The sequence below is a fragment of the Burkholderia sp. Bp8963 genome (assembly GCF_003854275.1).
Taxonomy (GTDB): domain Bacteria; phylum Pseudomonadota; class Gammaproteobacteria; order Burkholderiales; family Burkholderiaceae; genus Burkholderia.
Genome location: NZ_QTQP01000064.1, coordinates 1 through 18743, shown reverse-complemented (window position 1 = coordinate 18743; position 18743 = coordinate 1). Strand labels below are relative to the sequence as shown.

General features: G+C 63.1%; 14 protein-coding genes, 1 tRNA gene and 1 pseudogene. 10 read left to right on the top strand and 6 right to left on the bottom strand.

The genetic code is table 11. From position 1 onward, the window contains the following. The first annotated feature begins 81 nt into the window (after positions 1–81). Positions 82–564 (top strand): DUF4440 domain-containing protein, encoded by a 483-nt coding sequence (locus DID96_RS32920; RefSeq protein WP_124603382.1) that lies wholly within the window; start codon positions 82–84, stop codon positions 562–564. A gap of 16 nt (positions 565–580) precedes the next feature. Here the strand turns inward: DID96_RS32920 and DID96_RS32915 are convergent, their stop codons facing one another. Then, a complete protein-coding gene (locus DID96_RS32915; RefSeq protein WP_124603381.1) occupies positions 581–1663 on the bottom strand; it encodes a type VI immunity family protein in 1083 nt (360 codons plus the stop codon). A gap of 217 nt (positions 1664–1880) precedes the next feature. Here DID96_RS32915 and DID96_RS32910 point away from each other — a divergent pair, with 217 nt between their 5' ends. From DID96_RS32910 to DID96_RS32880, 9 genes and pseudogenes are all read left to right on the top strand, one after another. Beyond that, positions 1881–2825 carry a MurR/RpiR family transcriptional regulator gene (locus DID96_RS32910; protein WP_124603380.1) on the top strand — a complete coding sequence of 315 codons (945 nt, stop codon included), beginning with the start codon at positions 1881–1883 and terminating at the stop codon, positions 2823–2825. Positions 2826–2937: 112 nt separating this feature from the next. Continuing rightward, positions 2938–3819: pseudogene (locus DID96_RS38550) on the top strand (ABC transporter ATP-binding protein); the annotation flags it as partial. 227 nt (positions 3820–4046) lie between these two features. After that, positions 4047–4145: transfer RNA gene (locus tag DID96_RS38545), tRNA-Arg, on the top strand. Further along, entirely contained in the window at positions 4096–4920 is an 825-nt protein-coding gene (locus DID96_RS38540) for an ABC transporter ATP-binding protein (RefSeq protein WP_260464095.1), read from the top strand. Before DID96_RS38545 ends, DID96_RS38540 begins: the two co-directional genes overlap by 50 nt. 126 nt (positions 4921–5046) lie before the next feature. Then, positions 5047–6609 carry a glutathione ABC transporter substrate-binding protein GsiB gene (gene gsiB, locus DID96_RS32900; protein ID WP_124603378.1) on the top strand — a complete coding sequence of 521 codons (1563 nt, stop codon included), beginning with the start codon at positions 5047–5049 and terminating at the stop codon, positions 6607–6609. 76 nt (positions 6610–6685) lie between these two features. Then, entirely contained in the window at positions 6686–7606 is a 921-nt protein-coding gene (gene gsiC, locus DID96_RS32895; protein WP_124603377.1) for a glutathione ABC transporter permease GsiC, read from the top strand. A 7-nt stretch (positions 7607–7613) separates the two neighbouring features. Continuing rightward, positions 7614–8507, top strand: coding sequence for a glutathione ABC transporter permease GsiD (gsiD, locus tag DID96_RS32890; protein WP_124603376.1), 894 nt, complete (start codon positions 7614–7616; stop codon positions 8505–8507). 5 nt (positions 8508–8512) lie between these two features. Further along, positions 8513–9592, top strand: coding sequence for a P1 family peptidase (locus tag DID96_RS32885; protein WP_124603397.1), 1080 nt, complete (start codon positions 8513–8515; stop codon positions 9590–9592). Continuing rightward, positions 9589–10416: a M55 family metallopeptidase gene (locus tag DID96_RS32880; RefSeq protein WP_124603375.1), complete on the top strand. Its 828-nt coding sequence runs from the start codon at positions 9589–9591 to the stop codon at positions 10414–10416. Before DID96_RS32885 ends, DID96_RS32880 begins: the two co-directional genes overlap by 4 nt. Before the next feature lie 745 nt (positions 10417–11161). Here DID96_RS32880 and DID96_RS32875 read toward each other — a convergent pair. From DID96_RS32875 to DID96_RS38535, 5 genes are all read right to left on the bottom strand, one after another. Then, complete coding sequence (locus DID96_RS32875; RefSeq protein ID WP_124603374.1) at positions 11162–12337, bottom strand: DUF6708 domain-containing protein; 1176 nt, start codon at positions 12335–12337, stop codon at positions 11162–11164. Continuing rightward, positions 12338–14983: a T6SS effector BTH_I2691 family protein gene (locus DID96_RS32870; protein ID WP_124603373.1), complete on the bottom strand. Its 2646-nt coding sequence runs from the start codon at positions 14981–14983 to the stop codon at positions 12338–12340. Between the two features lie 65 nt (positions 14984–15048). After that, a complete protein-coding gene (locus DID96_RS32865) occupies positions 15049–15312 on the bottom strand; it encodes a PAAR domain-containing protein (protein ID WP_124603372.1) in 264 nt (87 codons plus the stop codon). Between the two features lie 98 nt (positions 15313–15410). Further along, entirely contained in the window at positions 15411–16499 is a 1089-nt protein-coding gene (locus DID96_RS32860) for a DUF6708 domain-containing protein (protein ID WP_124603371.1), read from the bottom strand. Then, positions 16500–18743: T6SS effector BTH_I2691 family protein (locus tag DID96_RS38535; protein ID WP_185732443.1), on the bottom strand; the 2244-nt coding region annotated here is incomplete at its 5' end.

Genomic DNA, 18743 nt, shown 5'->3' with positions numbered 1-18743 from the left:
GTTATGTTTTCAAAACAAAGCGCGACGAAGAGGCATTCGCCTGACAACTTCTCTTGAACACCTGACTGGAGACGTGCCGTGATGAAGCGGTCAATCATAGTGGTCTTTTCGTTCGTGCTCGCTGGATGCGCTGCGAACCAAAGCATGTCGAACAATGCGCCGGCGTCGCGCACGGAAAGCTGCAAGGTCACGTCAGAGCAAGAGATTTCGGGGCTGTTTGATCGATGGAATCAGTCGCTGCAAACCGGGGACCCCCACAAGGTGGTCGCCAACTATGCGGAGCGGTCGATTCTTCTTCCAACGGTATCAAACAAGCCGCGCTTGACTGCCGCAGACAAAGAGGACTATTTCCATCATTTCCTGCAAGATGGTCCGTCCGGAAAGATCGACTTCCGCTACATTGAACTGGGGTGCAATTCTGCCGTGGATGCCGGGCTTTACACCTTTACCTTCGCAAGGACTGGTGCGGTTGTTAAGGCCCGCTACACCTACACGTATCACTGGGATGGGGTGCAATGGCTGATTACAAGCCATCACTCGTCGGCCATGCCGGAGAAGAAGTAGCAGGGGCATGCACCCTCTAGACCCGATTGGGGATCGCGTTTTCGGTTGGTAAGGGCGGCGTGTCGAGTACCGCGGCTTTCGCCTGCAGCAGTTCGACGTCGCTCACTTCAAAGCGACGGAGCCACTCGGCCGTTGAAGTGGCCGTGTTGTAGGTTGGTGCCCCTCCATTCACCGTGCCGTGTTGCAGCGCGTCGAGCGAGCTCGCGCGGATCGCGCGCAAAGCGTGGTCGAGGATGATGTAGGAGGGGGGCACAACGGGCGGTTTTCCGTCGTCGTCTGACGCACCCGAGTCCGGCAGCTCGCCCGCGCGAATGACTATTCCGGTGCCGTAATCGCCGATCGCAAACCAATCCGGAGGCAGTTCCGAGCGCAGGGCGGAGAGCCCACCGACGGCGTCGAGCATCGACTTGTCGATAGCCGTCAGCCAATCGACGGTTTTGATTTTCCCTTTGAGCTGGCGCGTTGCCAGGTCACCTGGCGCACCGACATCGAGGCCGGGCATCATCCGCGAAATCCAATACTCCGTCGGTTCGTTCTCGTTGATTGCCGTCGGCGACAGATTGACCGCGAAGCCAGCGTGACCGTGGGCCGCGCTGAGCCGCTTCGTGGCGTCAAAGAACAGCTTCACGAACGTGTCGGGATTCTCTTGCACATCGGCCAAGGGCCAGGAAAACGATAGCGTATTGAATCCTCGATTGCCCACTTTCTCTTGCCGCTGCCGCAATCCGACGACGGAAAACTGAAAGAGACTCGCGTCCGTGGCTTCCTCGCCTCCGACGTAGTCGAAGTCAAAGCGATCTTCCGGCGACAGCGAAGCGGCGAGTTCGTGCAGTGATTTTGCTTTCTTGAAAGCCTGCGCAGCCTTGCCGTTGTGCCAGACAAACGTCAGCTTGTCGGGCGCGGTCTGGAGATAGTCATCGAGACAATCGGCGATTGCAGCGCGTATGCCCGAGTCGAAGGCGCGCTCAAAATAGAGCGCCGCCCGCACGACGAAAGCGGCGCCGATACCGCCGGTCGCATAGCGAGGCTCGAGCAAGCCGTTAGCGATGAGAGCCTGGTCTTGATTTGCCTTGGCCCAATTGATGAAATTTTTGTCCATAGGGTCTGTTCAATTCGGGGCGTTTGGCCCGCTGGCCAGTGGGCGGAGATTTGGGCCTGTCCCGCGTGCTGGTGAAACCATGCCGCCAGCTGCACCCATTTTGGCACCCCGCGACCGCCCCGCATCGGGGATTCCCTGAGTCGATGAAAATCTATTTTTTTCCTAATGTGGTGTGTGTAAGTTTACTTTCACTTTCATTTAGCCAACCGCCGCCGTCATGCCGACGCCATCTTCGTCCGCCGTGTCCGATGACGAACTGTCGATCGCCGCGCGCATCGCGGCGGCGATGCCGTCGCTGACGCCGATCCACCGACGGATGGGCGAGTACGTGCTGGCCAATCCGTTCCGCGCAGCGACGATGCGGATCGACGAGCTCGCGCAGGCTGCTGGCGCGTCGATCGCGACCGCGAACCGCTTCGCGAAGGCGCTCGGCTTCGACGGCTATCCGGCGATGCGCGCGGCGCTCGTGCGCGGATTCGAGGCGACGCTCGGGCCGGTCGAGCGGCTGCGTTCCGCGCAGGAGCAGGAGGCCGGCGTGCGTGGCGCCGCCTGGATCGACGCGGTGTTCGACCAGGCAGTCGAGAACATCGAGGACACGCGTGCGCACCTCGACGCGGCCAACGTCGAGACGGCGGTCGAGGCGATCGTCGCCGCGCGGCGGGTGCTGATCCTCGGCGCCGGATCGAGCGCGTTTCTCGCCGGCCTGATGGAGCACGGGTTGTCGGTCTGTCACGACAACGTGCAGTCGCTCGCGCTGCTCGGCGGCCCGTCGCATGCGGCGCGGCGCCTGTATACGGCCGGCGCGCGCGATCTGGTGATCGCAATAGCGTTTCCGCGCTACGTCGAGGACACGATTGAGCTCGCGCGACGCACGGCCGCACGCGGCGCGCAGGTGCTCGCGCTGACCGACGGCCCGCATTCGCCGCTCGTGCCGATCGCGTCGCTGTCGCTGTTCGTGACTGCGCAGCGGCGTTTCGCGGCGACCTCGGAAGCGGCCGTGCTCGCGACGATCGAGGCGCTGATCGATGCGGTCGCGCTGCGCACGCATCGCTCCGCGAAGGCCGCGGCGGACATGACCGAATTCCTGTTGCCGTGGCTCACGCAGCCTCAGGCCGCGCTGTCGGCAACGAACCCTTCCTCTGATCGTTCGAGGAAATCATGACTACGTCGGCGATGGTGGCGATTCACGGCGGCGCCGCGCGGATCGCGTACCGCGGTTTCGCCCGCGTGGGCGTTGCACCCGTCGCCGGAATCTACCGCGACGACGCGACCTGATGCTCGGCCCAGATGCAGGAGACGCACGCATGACTTCGAACCGAACTTCGTCCGCGATCGCGTTGCCCGAGCAGCGCGTGATTGCGGTCGACGACCTGTCGGTGACGTTCCGCCGCGAGGGCGTGACATTCGACGCGGTGCGCGGGGTGTCTTTCCACGTCGATCGCGGCGAGACGCTCGCGATCGTTGGCGAGTCGGGCTCCGGCAAATCGGTCACGTCGCTCGCGCTGATGCGGCTCGTCGAGCACGGTGGTGGCGTGCTCGCGGGCGGCCGGATCGCGCTGCGGCGGCGCAACGGCACGCAGCTCGACCTCGCGCAGGCAAGCGCCGCGACGATGCGCAGCGTGCGCGGCGCGGACATCGCGATGATCTTCCAGGAGCCGATGACGTCGCTCAACCCGGTGTTCACTGTCGGCGACCAGATCAGCGAGGCGATCGCGCTGCACCAGTCGAAAAGCGCGGCCGACGCGCGCGCCGAGACGCTGCGGCTACTCGACCTCGTGCGCATCCCGGAGGCGCGCCGCGTGTTCGTGCGCTATCCGCACCAATTGTCGGGCGGGATGCGGCAGCGCGTGATGATCGCAATGGCGCTGTCGTGCCGGCCAGCGCTGCTGATCGCCGACGAGCCGACCACCGCGCTCGACGTGACGATCCAGGCGCAGATCCTGCAGCTCATCCGTGGCCTTCAGGACGAGATGAACATGGGCGTGATCTTCATCACGCATGACATGGGCGTGGTCGCCGAGGTGGCCGACCGCGTGCTCGTGATGTACCGCGGCGAGAAGGTCGAGGAGGGCGAATCGGAGCGGATCTTCGCAGCGCCCGTCCATCGCTACACGCGTGCGCTGCTGGCGGCGGTGCCGCGTCTCGGGTCGATGCAAGGAACCGACTTGCCGGAGAAATTCGCGCTGCTGAAGGTCGACGTGCCGGCGCCGGCGAACGGTGCGGCAGAGGCCACTGCGCCGGCGGGCAGCGCGAACGGCGACGCGGCCGCACCCACGCCTACACTCGCACCCACGCCCGCACAGCCGCGCATCGATCCCGACGCCCCGCCGATCCTGCGCGTGCGCGACCTCGTCACGCGCTTCCCGGTCAAGAGCGGCCTGTTCGGCCGCGTCGCGCAATACGTGCACGCAGTCGAGCGCGTCAGCTTCGAACTGCGCGCGGGCGAGACGCTCGCGCTCGTCGGCGAATCCGGCTGCGGCAAGTCGACGACCGGGCGCTCGCTGCTGCGCCTCGTCGAATCGCAAAGCGGCTCGATCGAATTCGACGGTCGCGACATCAGCACGCTGAAGGGGCACGACCTGCAGGCGCTGCGCCGCAATATCCAGTTCATCTTCCAGGATCCGTTCGCGTCGCTGAACCCGCGTCTCACGGTCGGCTTCTCGATCATGGAGCCGTTGCTCGTGCACGGTGTCGCAAGCGGCAAGGCCGCGCAGGAGCGGGTTGACTGGCTGCTCGACAAGGTCGGCCTGCCGGCGGAGGTCGCGCGCCGCTATCCGCACGAATTCTCGGGCGGCCAGCGCCAGCGGATCGCGATCGCGCGCGCACTCGCGCTGAATCCGAAGGTCGTGATCGCCGACGAATCGGTGTCCGCGCTCGACGTGTCGGTGCAGGCGCAGATCGTCAACCTGATGCTCGACCTGCAGCGCGAGCTGGGTGTCGCGTACCTGTTCATCTCGCACGACATGGCGGTCGTCGAGCGTGTCAGCCATCGCGTCGCGGTGATGTATCTCGGCCAGATCGTCGAGATCGGCCCGCGCCGCGCGGTGTTCGAAGCGCCGCAGCATCCGTATACGAAGAAGCTGATGAGCGCGGTGCCCGTCGCCGACCCCGCGCGCCGGCACGCGCCGCGCCAGCTCGCAGCGGACGAGATCCCGAGCCCGATCCGGGCGGCCGGTGACGAGCCGGCGGTGGCGCCGCTCGTTGCGGTCGGTCCCGATCACTTCGTCGCGACGCACCGCGTCGGCGGCGCGTACTGACGCGAGGGGGCGGCGATGGACCGCAGTTGCGCGCGCGCCAGGCAGAGACGGCTTTATCCGGAGCGGATGCAGTCATTCCGCGATTCCCACCACGCGTCACCGAACCATGCACAGGAGCCAGGCAACATGAACAAACCGCTTTCGTTCCCGATGTTCCGTCCGCGCACGCTGATCGTCGCGGGCGCGAGCGCGTTCGCGCTGGCGGCCGCGCTGCCCGCGTTCGCGCAGCAAAGCGCGGTGATCGCAGTGGATCAGACGTTCACGACGATGGATCCGTACGACGCGAACGACACCGTGTCGCAGGCCGCCGCGAAATCATTCTACGAAGGGCTGTTCGGCTTCGACAAGGACATGAAGCTCGTCAACGTGCTCGCGACCGGCTATGAAGCGTCGCCGGACGCGAAGGTCTATACGATCCATCTGCGCAAGGGTGTGAAGTTCCACGACGGCACCGACTTCAACGCGGACGCGGTGAAGGCGAACTTCGACCGCGTGACCGATCCGGCAAACAAGCTGAAGCGCTACAACCTGTTCCGCGTGATCGAGAAGACCGAGGTCGTCGATCCGTACACGGTGAAGCTCACGCTGGGCGAGCCGTTCTCGGCGATCGTCAACACGCTCGCGCACCCGTCCGCGGTCATGATCTCGCCGGCCGCGCTGAAGAAGTGGGGGCACGACATCGCGCTGCATCCGGTCGGTACCGGGCCGTTCGAGTTCGTCGAGTGGAAGCAGACCGACGACATGAAGGTGAAGAAGTTCGCCGGCTACTGGAAGAAGGGCTATCCGAAGATCGACATGATCGACTGGAAGCCCGTGATCGACAACAACACGCGCGCCGCGCTGATGAAGGCCGGCCAGGCGGACATGGCGTTCCGTATTCCTTACGAGCAGGTTCCCGACCTGAAGGGCAATCCGAAGCTCGACGTAGTCGAGCGGCCGTCGATCGTCGTGCGCTATGTGTCGCTGAACATGCAGCAGAAGCCATTCGACAACCTGAAGGTGCGTCAGGCGCTGAACTACGCGATCAACAAGGAAGCGCTCACGAAAGTGGCGTTCTCGGGCTTCGCTACGCCGTCGCCGGGCGTGGTGCCGCCGGGTGTCGACTTCGCGTCGAAGACGGGCCCGTGGCCGTACGATCCGGCAAAGGCGCGCGCGCTGCTGAAGGAAGCCGGCTATCCGAACGGCTTCGAGTCGATCCTCTGGTCCGGCTACAACAACACCACATCGCAGAAGGTGATCCAGTTCCTGCAGCAGCAGCTCGCGCAGGTCGGCGTGAAGGTGCAGGTGCAGGCGCTCGAATCGGGCGAGCGCGTGTCGAAGGTCGAGGGTGCGCAGGACCCGGCAACGGCGCCGGTGCGGATGTTCTACATCGGCTGGTCCGCATCGACGGGCGAGGCGAACTGGGCGCTGAATCCGCTGCTTGCTTCCGCGTCGATGCCGCCGAAGCTGTTCAACACCGCGTACTACAAGAACCCGGCCTTCGACGACGATCTCGCGAAAGCGCTCGAAACCGTCGACCGCACGAAAAAGGCCGAGCTCTACGCGGATGCGCAGAAGCGCGTCTGGGCCGATGCGCCTTGGATCTTCCTCGTGCAGGAGAACATCGTCTATGCGCGCAGCAAGCGGCTGCACGGCGTCTACGTGATGCCGGACGCGTCGTTCAACATCGACGAGATCTCGATGAAATAAGCGCGTTCGCGCGCATCGCGGCACGCCGGCGCGGCCTTTTGCACACGCCGGCGCACCGCCACGATTCGGTGCTCTTATGCTGAATTTCATTGTCAAACGCCTGTTCGGCCTGTTGCCCACGCTCGCGATCGTCGCGCTGCTGGTGTTCCTGTTCGTGCACCTGTTGCCGGGCGACCCGGCGCGGCTCGCGGCCGGGCCCGAGGCCGACGAGGCGACGGTCGCGCTCGTGCGCGCCGATCTCGGCCTCGACAAGCCGATGCCGACGCAGTTCACGAACTTCTTCACGAAGATCGCGCAGGGCGACTTCGGCAAGTCGACGCGCAGCAAGCGCCCCGTCTCCACCGAGATCGGCGAGCGCTTCATGCCGACGTTGCTGCTGACGGTCGTCAGCATGGTGTGGGCGACGCTGTTCGGAATGGCGATCGGCATCGCGTCGGCGGTGTGGCGCAATCAGTGGCCGGATCGCGTCGGCATGACGCTCGCGGTGTCGGGCATTTCGTTTCCGGCATTCGCGCTCGGCATGCTGCTGATGGAGATCTTCTCGGTGAAGCTCGGCTGGCTGCCGGTCGTGCCGGACGGCACGTGGAAGAGCTACGTGCTGCCGTCGCTGACGCTCGGCGCGGCGGTCGCGGCGGTGATGGCGCGTTTCACGCGCGCGTCGTTCGTCGAGGTGCTGAACGAGGATTTCGTGCGCACCGCGCGCGCGAAGGGCGTGCACGAGCCGATGGTCGTGCTCAAGCACTGCCTGCGCAACGCGATGATTCCCGTCGTCACGATGATGGGGCTGCAGTTCGGCTTCCTGCTCGGCGGCTCGATCGTCGTCGAGGCCGTGTTCAACTGGCCGGGGCTCGGGCGCCTGCTCGTCGATGCGGTGACGATGCGCGACTACCCGGTGATCCAGGCGATCGTGCTGCTGTTCTCGCTCGAGTTCATCCTGATCAACCTGACCGTCGACGTGCTGTACGCGGTCATCAACCCGACCATCCGGTTCAAGTGAGGCTCGCATGAACGCGACTGTCCAGACCGCGGCGCCGGCCGCATCGGCCGCGATCCGCACGCCCTGGCGCGAATTCTGGCGGAAGTTCCGCAAGCAGACGGTCGCGCTCGTCGCGGCCGGCTTCGTGCTGCTGCTCGTCGTGCTGGCGTTCGTCGGCCCGCACATCGTGCCGTTCGACCCGGAAAACTATTTCGACTACGACGCGCTGAACGCGGGCCCGTCCGCCGCGCACTGGTTCGGCGTCGATGCGCTCGGCCGCGACATCTTCAGCCGGATCGTCGCCGGCACGCGCATCTCGCTCGAGGCAGGCTTCTTCTCGGTTGCGCTCGGCGCGGTCATCGGCACGTTGTTCGGGCTGCTCGCGGGCTATTACGAAGGCTGGTGGGACCGCATCACGATGCGCATCGCCGACGTGCTGTTCGCGTTTCCGGGGATCCTGCTCGCGATCGGCGTCGTCGCGATCCTCGGCAACGGGATGATCAACGTGATCTGCGCGGTTGCGATCTTCAGCATCCCGGCGTTCGCGCGGCTCGTGCGCGGCAACACGCTGGTGCTCAAGCACATGACCTATGTCGAGGCCGCGCGCAGCATCGGCGCGTCGGACTGGACGATCCTGATGCGGCATATCCTGCCGGGCACCGTGTCGTCGATCGTCGTCTACTTCACGATGCGGATCGGCACGTCGATCATCACTGCCGCGAGCCTGTCGTTCCTCGGGCTCGGCGCACAGCCGCCGACGCCGGAGTGGGGCGCGATGCTGAACGAGGCGCGCGCGGACATGGTGAGCGCGCCGCACGTCGCGATCTTTCCGAGCCTCGCGATCTTCCTGACCGTGCTCGCGTTCAACCTGCTCGGCGACGGGCTGCGCGACGCGCTCGATCCGAAGCTGGAGCGCCGCTGATGACGATGGGAAAACTGTTCGGCGACACATTGCACGACGGCGCGCCGACGACCGGGCCGTGCGGCACGATCGCCGACGTGCCGGGCGTGAGCGTCGGTCATTGCACGCTCGACGACGGTCCGATCCAGACCGGTGTGACGGTCGTGAAGCCGCATCCGGGCGATGTCTACCGCCACAAGGTGCCGGCCGGCGCTGCCGTGATCAACGGCTTCGGCAAGAGCGTCGGGCTCGTGCAGGTCGACGAGCTCGGCGTGATCGACACGCCGCTCGCGCTGACGAATACGTTCGGCGTCGGCACGGTCACCAATGCGCAGATCCGCGCGGCGATCGCCGCGAATCCGTCGATCGGCCGCGACTGGCCGACCGTCAACCCGCTCGTGTTCGAATGCAACGACGGGTATCTGAACGACATCCAGGCGTTCGCGGTGTCGGCGTCGCACTACGACGCGGCGTGCCGGGCTGCGACGCGCGACGTCGTGCGCGGCGCGGTCGGCGCCGGGCGCGGCATGTCGTGCTTCGATCTGAAGGGCGGGATCGGCTCGGCGTCGCGGGTCGCCGCGGCCGCCGGCCAGCCGTACACGGTCGGCGCGCTCGTGCTCGCGAACTTCGGCCGGCTGCCGATGCTGACACTCGACGGCGTACCGGTCGGGCGGATCGCGGCCGCGCGCGCGGCCACCGCGGCTTCGCCGCCGCCGCCCGAGCAAGGCTCGATCATCATGCTGCTCGCGACCGACGCGCCGCTCGACGCGCGGCAATTGTCGCGGCTCGCGCGCCGTGCGGCGGCGGGGCTGGCGCGCACCGGTTCGGTCTACGGGCACGGCAGCGGTGACATCGCGCTCGCGTTCTCGACCGCGTACACGATCGCGCATGACGCTCGTTACGTCGCGCTGCCGGCGCTGCTGGCCGACGCCGAACTCGATCCGCTGTTCGCGGCGGCGGCCGACAGCGTCGAATGCGCGATCGTCGACGCGCTGCTGCAAGCCGTTACGGTGACCGGACGCGACGGCCACGTGCGGCAGTCGCTGCGCGACGCGATTCCCGATCTCGATTGTCTGTTCAACGAAGGACCGCCGAGTCATTCATGAAGATCCTGATCTCGACCGATATTGAAGGCATCGCCGGCGTATTCGCCGTCGAGCAGGTGCGTTCCGGCAATCCCGAATACGAGCGCGCGCGCCGCTGGATGACTGCCGAGGCGAATGCGGCGATCGAAGGGGCGTTCGCGGGCGGCGCACAGGCCGTCTGGGTCAACGATTCGCACGGCGGCTTCCGCAACCTGCTGCCGGACGGGCTCGATGCGCGGGCGCGCGTCGTGCTCGGCAAGCCGCGGACGCTCGGCATGATGGCGGGCCTCGAACAGCGGCCCGACCTCGTGTTCATGATCGGTTATCACGCGAAATCGCAGTCGCGAGGCGTGCTCGCGCATACGATCAACAGCTTCGCGTTCACGCAGGTCTGGCTGAACGGTGTCGAGCTCGGCGAAGCGGGGCTCTACGGTGCGCTTGCGCGCGAATACGGCGCGCATGTCGCGCTGGCGTCCGGCGACGATGTGTTTGCCGAAGAGACGCAGCCGCTCTTTCCGGCTGCGCGTTTCGAAACGGTCAAGACGGCGGGCGGCGCGTCGAGCGGCGACACGCTGATGCCCGTGGCCGCGTGCGCATGCATCGCGGCCGCTGCGCGCGAGACCGTCGAGCACGCGCTGGCCGCCGGCTGGCGCGCCGGCGAGCATCGGCCCGCGCCGGCGGTATGTACGCTGCGCGTGCAGACGGCCGCGCTCGCCGACCTGTTCTGCATGCTGCCGTCGCTGGAAAGGGTGGATGCGGTGACGCTGCGGTTTGATGCAACGTCGGTCGAGCATGCGGTGCGCACGTTGAACGCCCTGTCGGCGATGTCGTTCATGTTGCGCTGACGCGTCGCGCGGACGTTGCGAACGCCGTTCGCCCGCGCGGCGTCCGGTCAAAAAAAATGCGCACCTGCCAATTCGTCGGGCAGTCGCGCTTAAAGGCACTCGGGTCAAAAGCATGCGCGTTCGCTGCCGGACGGCGGTGGGCGCGCTGAAATCTATTATTGCCTGTGCTGATGCAATGCCGTCGGCGGACAGCAAATAGCATAGGACATTGCACATAACCCGCAAGGGAAATCCTGTTTCATGTTTGCCAGGTTTGCCGGACGGCCACCGGATGCGGCGGACGCCCATTCGCCGGACATTCGGGCGAGCGAAATTAGGCGTTCGCTGAATGACGTCGCACGATTGCGCGAGCGTGGCGGGATGTGAACCGGGCACTGACGAAACGAAACCGCCGTGCGCGACCATGCCGGAAGCATCGCCACGCGTTGCGAAGCAGGGGGCGTGGTGCGCCGGCGTGCGGATCGGACGTTGAACAGGAAGTCTGAACGGCCATCGACCGGGAGGCCCGTCGTGACTCGCTTAGGTTCGCGGGTAGCTTGGGCGCGAGGTATTCGACACTGGCCTGGTTGGCGCCGGACACCACGCCGTAGCGCAAGGGCAGGATGGAGAGGGTGCGCTTGCAACTGACGCATGGGCTGGGTGCGTCATTGCTGCGAGTACGGTTGGCGGTGTCGCGGCTGGCGCCAAGCAACTCGGTCAGGGAGTCGGGTTGTGTCGGCATTTCCACTCGTCTTGCTACTTCCAATTACGCATCGGACTCGCGGCCGTCAGCCGCCCTGAGCTCCTGGCCGGGCATGCCCATCTGCTCATCACCTTCTGGGCGAGCTTCGGCGATAGCCTTGCGCAAAGGGCGATGCCGTTTGGGTTTGGCGCTGCTCGCAGGCGGTGGGGGCCAATCAGCGGCGGTGGAAAGAGGTGGCACCGGTTTGCCTGGCAATCCGGCTTCGCGAATGATCTTCGGCCAGCGCGGCTCCCAGCCCAGCAGTAGCGATATCCAGTGGCCGGTGGCGTGGACGAGCAACACTGGCGACAGCAACACGGTCCACAAGAGGATCTTGGTCTTCAGGCCAGCACGCCACAGCGGTTTCATGAAGCTCCACGGCGCTTGAAGCGAGAGCCACGGCCATGGCACCTTGCCAAGCAGCTTCTTCGGCCGTGGCACCGATTGCGGACCTTCCTCCATGTAGCGGCGGATGAATTCCCACAGGTTGACGATATCGCTGGTGCCGTTTGCCACCTTGCCGACCAGCATGATGTGGAAGTACGACAAGCCAGTCATGTCGTTGGTCCAGGCCAGCATCAGTTGGGTGCCCGTTCCTCGCCACTCGGGGAGCCCCACCGCCGGCTCCGGGGAGACCTGGTCCCAGGCTAAGGTTGCCAGCCCGCCTGCATAGCCAGGGCGATGCAGATACACCTGCCGAGTTACACGATTGAAACGGATGAGCAGGCGGCGTTGAACGAAGTTCTCCAGGCGGATGAAGCGCCACAGGAATTTGTATATTGCAAAGCAAACTCCTAGCACAATTAGCCCTATGATTACTGGGTCGATATAGTCCATTGTTGTCGCAGGCCTTTGTACTCCGAAATGGACATGGGTAATCCATACAGTACCCATTTCAATACTCAGTGAACCTAGGGTCCAGACAATGAACCCTAGTAGCAGGGAGAAAATCGTGATGACACCACGCCTATCTTGCAGCGCACCTGCATACAGCTCGATGTAGGTATCGTTGAAGGCATATACGGATCCGTCTGCGCAAGGATGCTCACTTACCTGGTCATGTATGCCGGGCAACTGGTTGATGCCTTTTTCCTTTTCGGCGCGTTCTTTTGCCAGTGCGCTGGCCATATCCACTTCCAACTGGCCGCGTGTCTCGGCGTCGTTTTGTGCTGTCCAGATTCCACGTTCTATGAGATACATTTATTTCACCGCATCAAAAGCTTCATACAGATTAACCAGTTCTTTTTCTTCACTTGCAAATGGTTTCCAAAAACTGTTCGGGTCACGTTTACCGAAGCAACTGTGTGTGCACCAGCTTTCCAGTTCGTCGGGTGTGATGGCCCAAATCACCACAGCCGCTACAACCCCAATAGCTGTCGCCCAACCGAGCGCCAATCCCAACATGGCGGCAATTTCGGGAGCGGCTAATGCGGCTGACCAGCGAATCAGGTGAGGCAGAATCACGCGCAAGAGGGTGCGCTGAGTGTTCTGTAGGAGCCATTGCAGGTAAGCTCCTGATGCCGACAACGACAGCATTGAGGCCAGTGCCGTAATTGCTGTAGAAATCATGGCCTGACCTACGTACGCATAGCCTAGAACTCGTCGGTCCTCGCGGAATGCACTTTCTGCATCAACCAGCGCAATTGCTGTACTTATCGCTCCTCCCACTGTAGCTAACAGGCCACCAAAGAGCTTCAATCCACCCAGCGCAATCGAAGCGCCGCGGCCTACTACAGTGGTTTGCGCGAATCTGGTGCTGACGGACTCCACACCGGTTGCCGCCAGCTCAAATCCCGCGGCTGCAGTGACCAAACCTGCCGCAGTCAACTCGGCATACTCCTTCGTTCCCTTATCGGAGCCAGCGGCGGTAGTCAGCAAGGCGACGGACTCGAGTATCGCCACGACGACGCCTGCACGCACCTTGTAGAACTGACCTCCGCCGTGGTTCTGGAAGTCATTGGCCAAAGTGTTGCGGACTTTGGTGATTTGGGAGTTCACCTGCCCGGCCACCCGCGCTCGGCTGGCGGATTGCCCGGCGGCAGCGAACTCTTCCAAGCGTAAATTGATAACCCGCGCCCCAAGGTTGGCATGCATAAAGCCCAACATTGGAACGAGTAACCGACGATCAACTGCATTCGCAGGCAACAATTTGAAGAGATATTGGTGAGCTTGCGCAAAAAGAGACAGGGAGCGGCTGAGCCGATCCGCGCCAAACCATCTGTGCGTACCCGCCGCCAGTGCCAGTTCGACGGCGTTATCCGCCTTGCTCAGCACATCGGCAACGTTCTTGAAATTCTTGTTCGTCGTCGTCAGAACCCCAACCATATTGTCCGCCGTCAAGACATCTGCAGCTTGCGCCTCGGCCATTGCGTTTTTGGTTGCGTCCTCGATCTCGAACTGATTGCGGGTCAACGCTCGCCACGCGAGATTGCGTTCACCGATGGCGAAGTCTGACCACCATTCCGCAAGTTTGGCGGCGCCACTGTCGCAACCGTTCATGCCCAGCAGGCAAAGGCCAATCTGCTCAGCAAAAGCCTGGCCCCAAACCGGGGCCTTGCGATCGTAGAGATCGAGGGCATGCTTGAACAGGTCGCTGCCCAGCCAGGCCAGGTGGTCCGCCTCGCGCTTGTCCATTTCCTGCTGGGCCAGCTTGTCTCGGCGGGCGAACTCGGTCTGAACGTGTTTTTTGGCGCCGTTCCAGTCCAGCATGTCCTGGTAGCGATCGAAAGCGTTCGGTGCGGCCTTGGCGGCGTGTTCCTGCACCCGGTCAGGGTGGTAGTGCGCTTGGATCTCTTGAAGGTTCTCCGGGTTGTATCCGAAGCGTGCCTTGAACCGTAAGTCCCGGTCTTTGGCGGACTGGAGTTTGGCCTCGGCGTCTTTGGTAGCGTTTTCGATATAACCCTTCTGCATGGCAGTCTTGATGTTGTCCAGGGCGTTTGCCACTACCAACCGGCGTTCGTTGCTGATGCCGTCCTTATCTGTTTTCTGCAACCACGGACGGTTGATCTCGATGGCGTCATTGCGCCAGGCATTCAGCTCCTGGACGATGCCCACGGCGTCGTAGAGCACCAGTGCGACTCCGCCGTTGCCTTTGAGGCTGTCGCGGGCGTTGTGGTAGATGGAACCCATGTCCTTGGCGGCGTCGCCGGGCGCCAACGCGTTGCGGAACGGCGGAAAGGCCTGCTTCTCCAGCATTTGCTTGGCATCTGGGTTGCCAGCCGCCCGGAATTCCGCCACGGTGGTGTCCAGACTGTGCGGATCCACTACGTCGTCGAAGTTCGAGCAGGTCTGGGCTAACGTGCGCAGGTCGAACTTCTGCAGGCGGTCGCGGTACAGGCTGACATCGCGATAGCGGTCGACCATGGCGGGGCTGAGCGGGTCGTAGGTGAACAGCAGCCGGGCCTCGTCGACGTCCTCGGGGTCGCCAATGCTCAGGGTCCAGCCGCCCAGCCCCAGGACGCCGCCGACGGGGGTGCCCGGATCATGGGACCACACCGGTTGCAGCAGCCCGCTGTCATGCACCCGGTAGGTGGCTTCGCAGACATAAGCCTTGCCGCGGCGCTTGAGAAAGACATAGACGTAGCCTTCGCGCAAGCTGCGCACGGCATAGCGGCTGCCGGTGAGCTTGGGCGTGAGCTTCTTGCCGAGGTTCGCGGGTAGCTTGGGCGCGAGGTATTCGACACTGGCCTGGTTGGCGCCGGACACCACGCCGTAGCGCAAGGGCAGGATGGAGAGGGTGCGCTTGCAACTGACGCATGGGCTGGGTGCTTCATTGCTGCGAGTACGGTTGGCGGCGTCGCGGCTGGCGCCAAGCAACTCGGTCAGGGATTGAATATCTGTGGACATGGCTGTTTTATCGTGGTCGTTGCTATGCCTGCCGCTGGTGCAGTGAGGCATCGCCTTGCATTGCATCACCCGGTCCAGGTAGTGCCGCGCTGGGATGCAATCAATTGGGCGCCGCAGGTGGTCGCATCGCCCTCGCGTGCCGGGGTCTTGCCGTTCGCCTGCATACCCTTGCCGGCAGTTTGAATTGCAACCATGCCGTGCGCGGGACATTCCAGCATGTCACCGTGGCCAGCTACAGCGATACCGTTGGAGGTAAATCCGGTCGTCGCGGTCTGTACGGCACCACCGTGGCTGCTGGTATCGCCAAGGACAATCAAAGGTTGGGTCATATGTGTTCCTATCTATGTGAGTCCGATGCTGGACTCGTTGCTTGTCTGCGTTGAATCGGTTCCTCGGCCTTCGGGGTGAGCACGGGCTGCTCATGCGACTATGCGTCCTGCTGCTTACGCGGTTTGGTTGGTGCGAGTTCCGCCTTCGGTAGCGGTGGCCAGTCGGCGGCGGTAGACAGTGGCGGCACGGGCTTGCCCGGCAGTCCCGCCTCGCGGATGTGCTTCGGCCAACGCGGCTCCCAGCACAGCAGAAGCGATAACCAGTGGCCCGTAGCATGCAGGAACAGAACCGGCGAGACGAGCGCGACCCAGCAGGCGACCTGCCAGCGCAGCCCGGCACGCCATAGTGGCCTGAAGAAACTGAGCGAGGCCATTACCGATAGCCAGGGCCAGGGCAGCTTGGTCAGGCGTTTCTTCGGCGGCGGCACTGCCTGTGGGCCGTCCTCCATGTAGCGGCGGATGAACTCCCACAGATTGACGATATCGCTGGTGCCATTGGCGGTCTTGCCGACGAACATGAGGTGGAGGTGTGGGAGGCCCGTGACGGTAGGATCCCAGGCCAACACCAACTGCCTGCCAATGTTGGCCGCCTCGTCCTCGCCAACCGCCGGTTCGGGAGCAATTTGCCCCCAATCCAGGATGGTGATGCCACCGGCGTAGCGTGGCCGATGCAGGTAGACCTGACGGGTAACGCGATTGAAGCGGATCAGCAATCGGCGCTGAACGAAATTCTCCAGGCTTATTAATCGCCATGCGAACAGCTTGACTAAGGCGCAGGTCCCAATGGTCATTAAAGTGGAAACGACGGCTTCGACGTAATGCTCTGTCGTTGCCGGTTCTCCGGTCCAATAATTGATCCCGGTAAGCCAAACGCTGTTTGATCCAATCGAAAAATACGTAGATGAAAGAGTTACGTAAATAATTAAAAGGGTTACGAGTGTAATTAATCCCCTGCGCTCCTGAAGTGAGCCAGCGCACACATCAACATAGATGTCATTAAAGGAATAGATTGAGCCGTTCGCGTCGGGATTTTCGCTTACCGGGTCGTGGATCCCCGGAAGGTTATCCTCGTGTTTGTACTTACCCATCCGCTTTTCGGTTCGGTATTTCTTTAGGTTGGCATCCCACTTGCCGCGTTCTTTAATTGAAGTCTGCGTGAGCCACAGCATCCATTCGATTAGGTACATTCAGTTCGCCGCCATAAAAGATTTGTAGAGTGTTTCAAGTTCTGTTTTTTCATCTTTGTATGGCTTAAAAAAACTTCCTAATTTTCGCTTGCCGAAGCAACTATGCCAGCACCACTCTTCCATTTCATTCGGTGACAACACCGCTATTGCTACACTGATCCCAAGGGTAGTCAATGTGCCTACCGTCATTAATGTCAGGAATAATGGCATTAATCTAGAGCCGGCTAAACCTTCTGCAATCAAAATCACACTGGCTCGGCTATTTGCTCCCAGAAGCCAGCGCAATAAGGGCCCGGAGTAGGAAAATGAAACTGTTGCTGAAAGGGCAGTTATACCCGCTGATACAACTGCTCTGACTCGATACGCCTGTGCAAGTATCCATTGACCTCGATGGAGAGCCTTCGCTGTATCCTCAATATCCATAACCACCATATATGCCCCCCCGACCGTCGCCAGTACTCCACCACCGAGCCTCAACCCCCCCAGCGCAATAGCAGCTCCTCGTCCGACGACGCCTGTCGGCGCATACCGTCTGGTAACCGTCTCGACACTGACGGCTGCCAACTCAATCCCGGCTGCGGCCGTGATCAAGAAAGCCGCTTTGAACTCCAGACGTTCCCGCTCCCCCTCGTCTTTTTTGGTGGATTTGACGAAGAGAATGACCCCTTCGATGATTGCCAGGATGACGCCTGCGCGAATCTGGTAGAACTGCCCGCCGCCGCCGTTCTGAAACTCTGTCGTCAGCGTGTTGCGTACCCTCCCGATGTGAGAGTTCACCTGGCCCGCTACGCGGTTTGTGTTGGCTGTCTGGCCTGCTGCGGCCAGTTCGCGCATCCGTAGCCGGGTCGTCGCAGCCCCAAGACCCGTGTGGACAAAGCCCACCATCGGAGCCAACAAGTGGCGGTCTACCGCGTTGGCGGGCAACATCCTGAACAGGTGCTGGTGAAGGTAGGCGAACAGGGGCAGGGCAAGTGTGAGCCGCTGGGGATCGAACCAGCGGTACGTACCGGCCCCAACCGCAGCTTGAACAGCGGCATCCGATTTGATGAAAAGGTCGGCGACTTTTTCGAACCAGATGCTCGTGGTGCCCAAGACCTCGACCATGTTTTCCGCCGTCAACACTTCCGCCGCCTTGGCCTTGGCAAAGGCAATCCTGGTCTCCTCCTCGATACTGATCTGGTTGCGGGTCAGCGCGCGCCAGCCGAGGTTGTGCTTGTCAATGGCCGTGTCCGACCACCAGGCGGTGAGCTGGGTGGTGCCGCTGTTACAGCCGTTCATGCCAAGCAGACACAGGCCGATCTGTGAGGCGAAGGCCTCTCCCCAGACCGGGTCCTTGCGATCGTAGAGATCGAGGGCATGCTTGAGCAGGTCGCTGTCGAGCCAGGCCAGGTGGTCTGCCTCGCGTTTGTCCATTTCCTGCTGGGCCAGCTTGTCTCGGCGGGCGAATTCGGTCTGGACGCGGGCCTTGGCGCCGTCCCAGTCCAGCATGTCCTGATAGCGGTCGAAGGCGTGCGCGGACTCCTTCGCGGCGCGCGCGCGCACCCGTTCGGGATCATGGCGCTGCGCTTGCTCCTCGAGGTTTTCGAAGCTCACCCCGAAGCGGGCCTGGTTGCGTCTGGCGCGATACTTGGCGGATTCGAGTGTGGTCGCGGCATCCTGGACGGCGGTCTCGACGTAGTTTTTCTGCATGGCCAGTTTGATGTCGTCGAGGGCTTCAGCGACGGCATGACGACGCTCGTTGCTGATGCCTTCGGCATCCATGGCTTTCAACCAGGGGAGGTTGATCTCGATGGCGTCATTGCGCCAGGCATTCAGCTCCTGAACGATGCCCACGGCGTCGTAGAGCACCAGCGCGACCCCGCCGTTGCCTTTGAGGCTGTCGCGGGCGTTGTGGTAGATGGAACCCATGTCCTTGGCGGCGTCGCCGGGCGCCAACGCGTTGCGGAACGGCGGAAAGGCCTGCTTCTCCAGCATTTGCTTGGCATCTGGGTTGCCAGCCGCCCGGAATTCCGCCACGGTGGTGTCCAGACTGTGCGGATCCACTACGTCGTCGAAGTTCGAGCAGGTCTGGGCTAACGTGCGCAGGTCGAACTTCTGCAGGCGGTCGCGGTACAGGCTGACATCGCGATAGCGGTCGACCATGGCGGGGCTGAGCGGGTCGTAGGTGAACAGCAGCCGGGCCTCGTCGACGTCCTCGGGGTCGCCAATGCTCAGGGTCCAGCCGCCCAGCCCCAGGACGCCGCC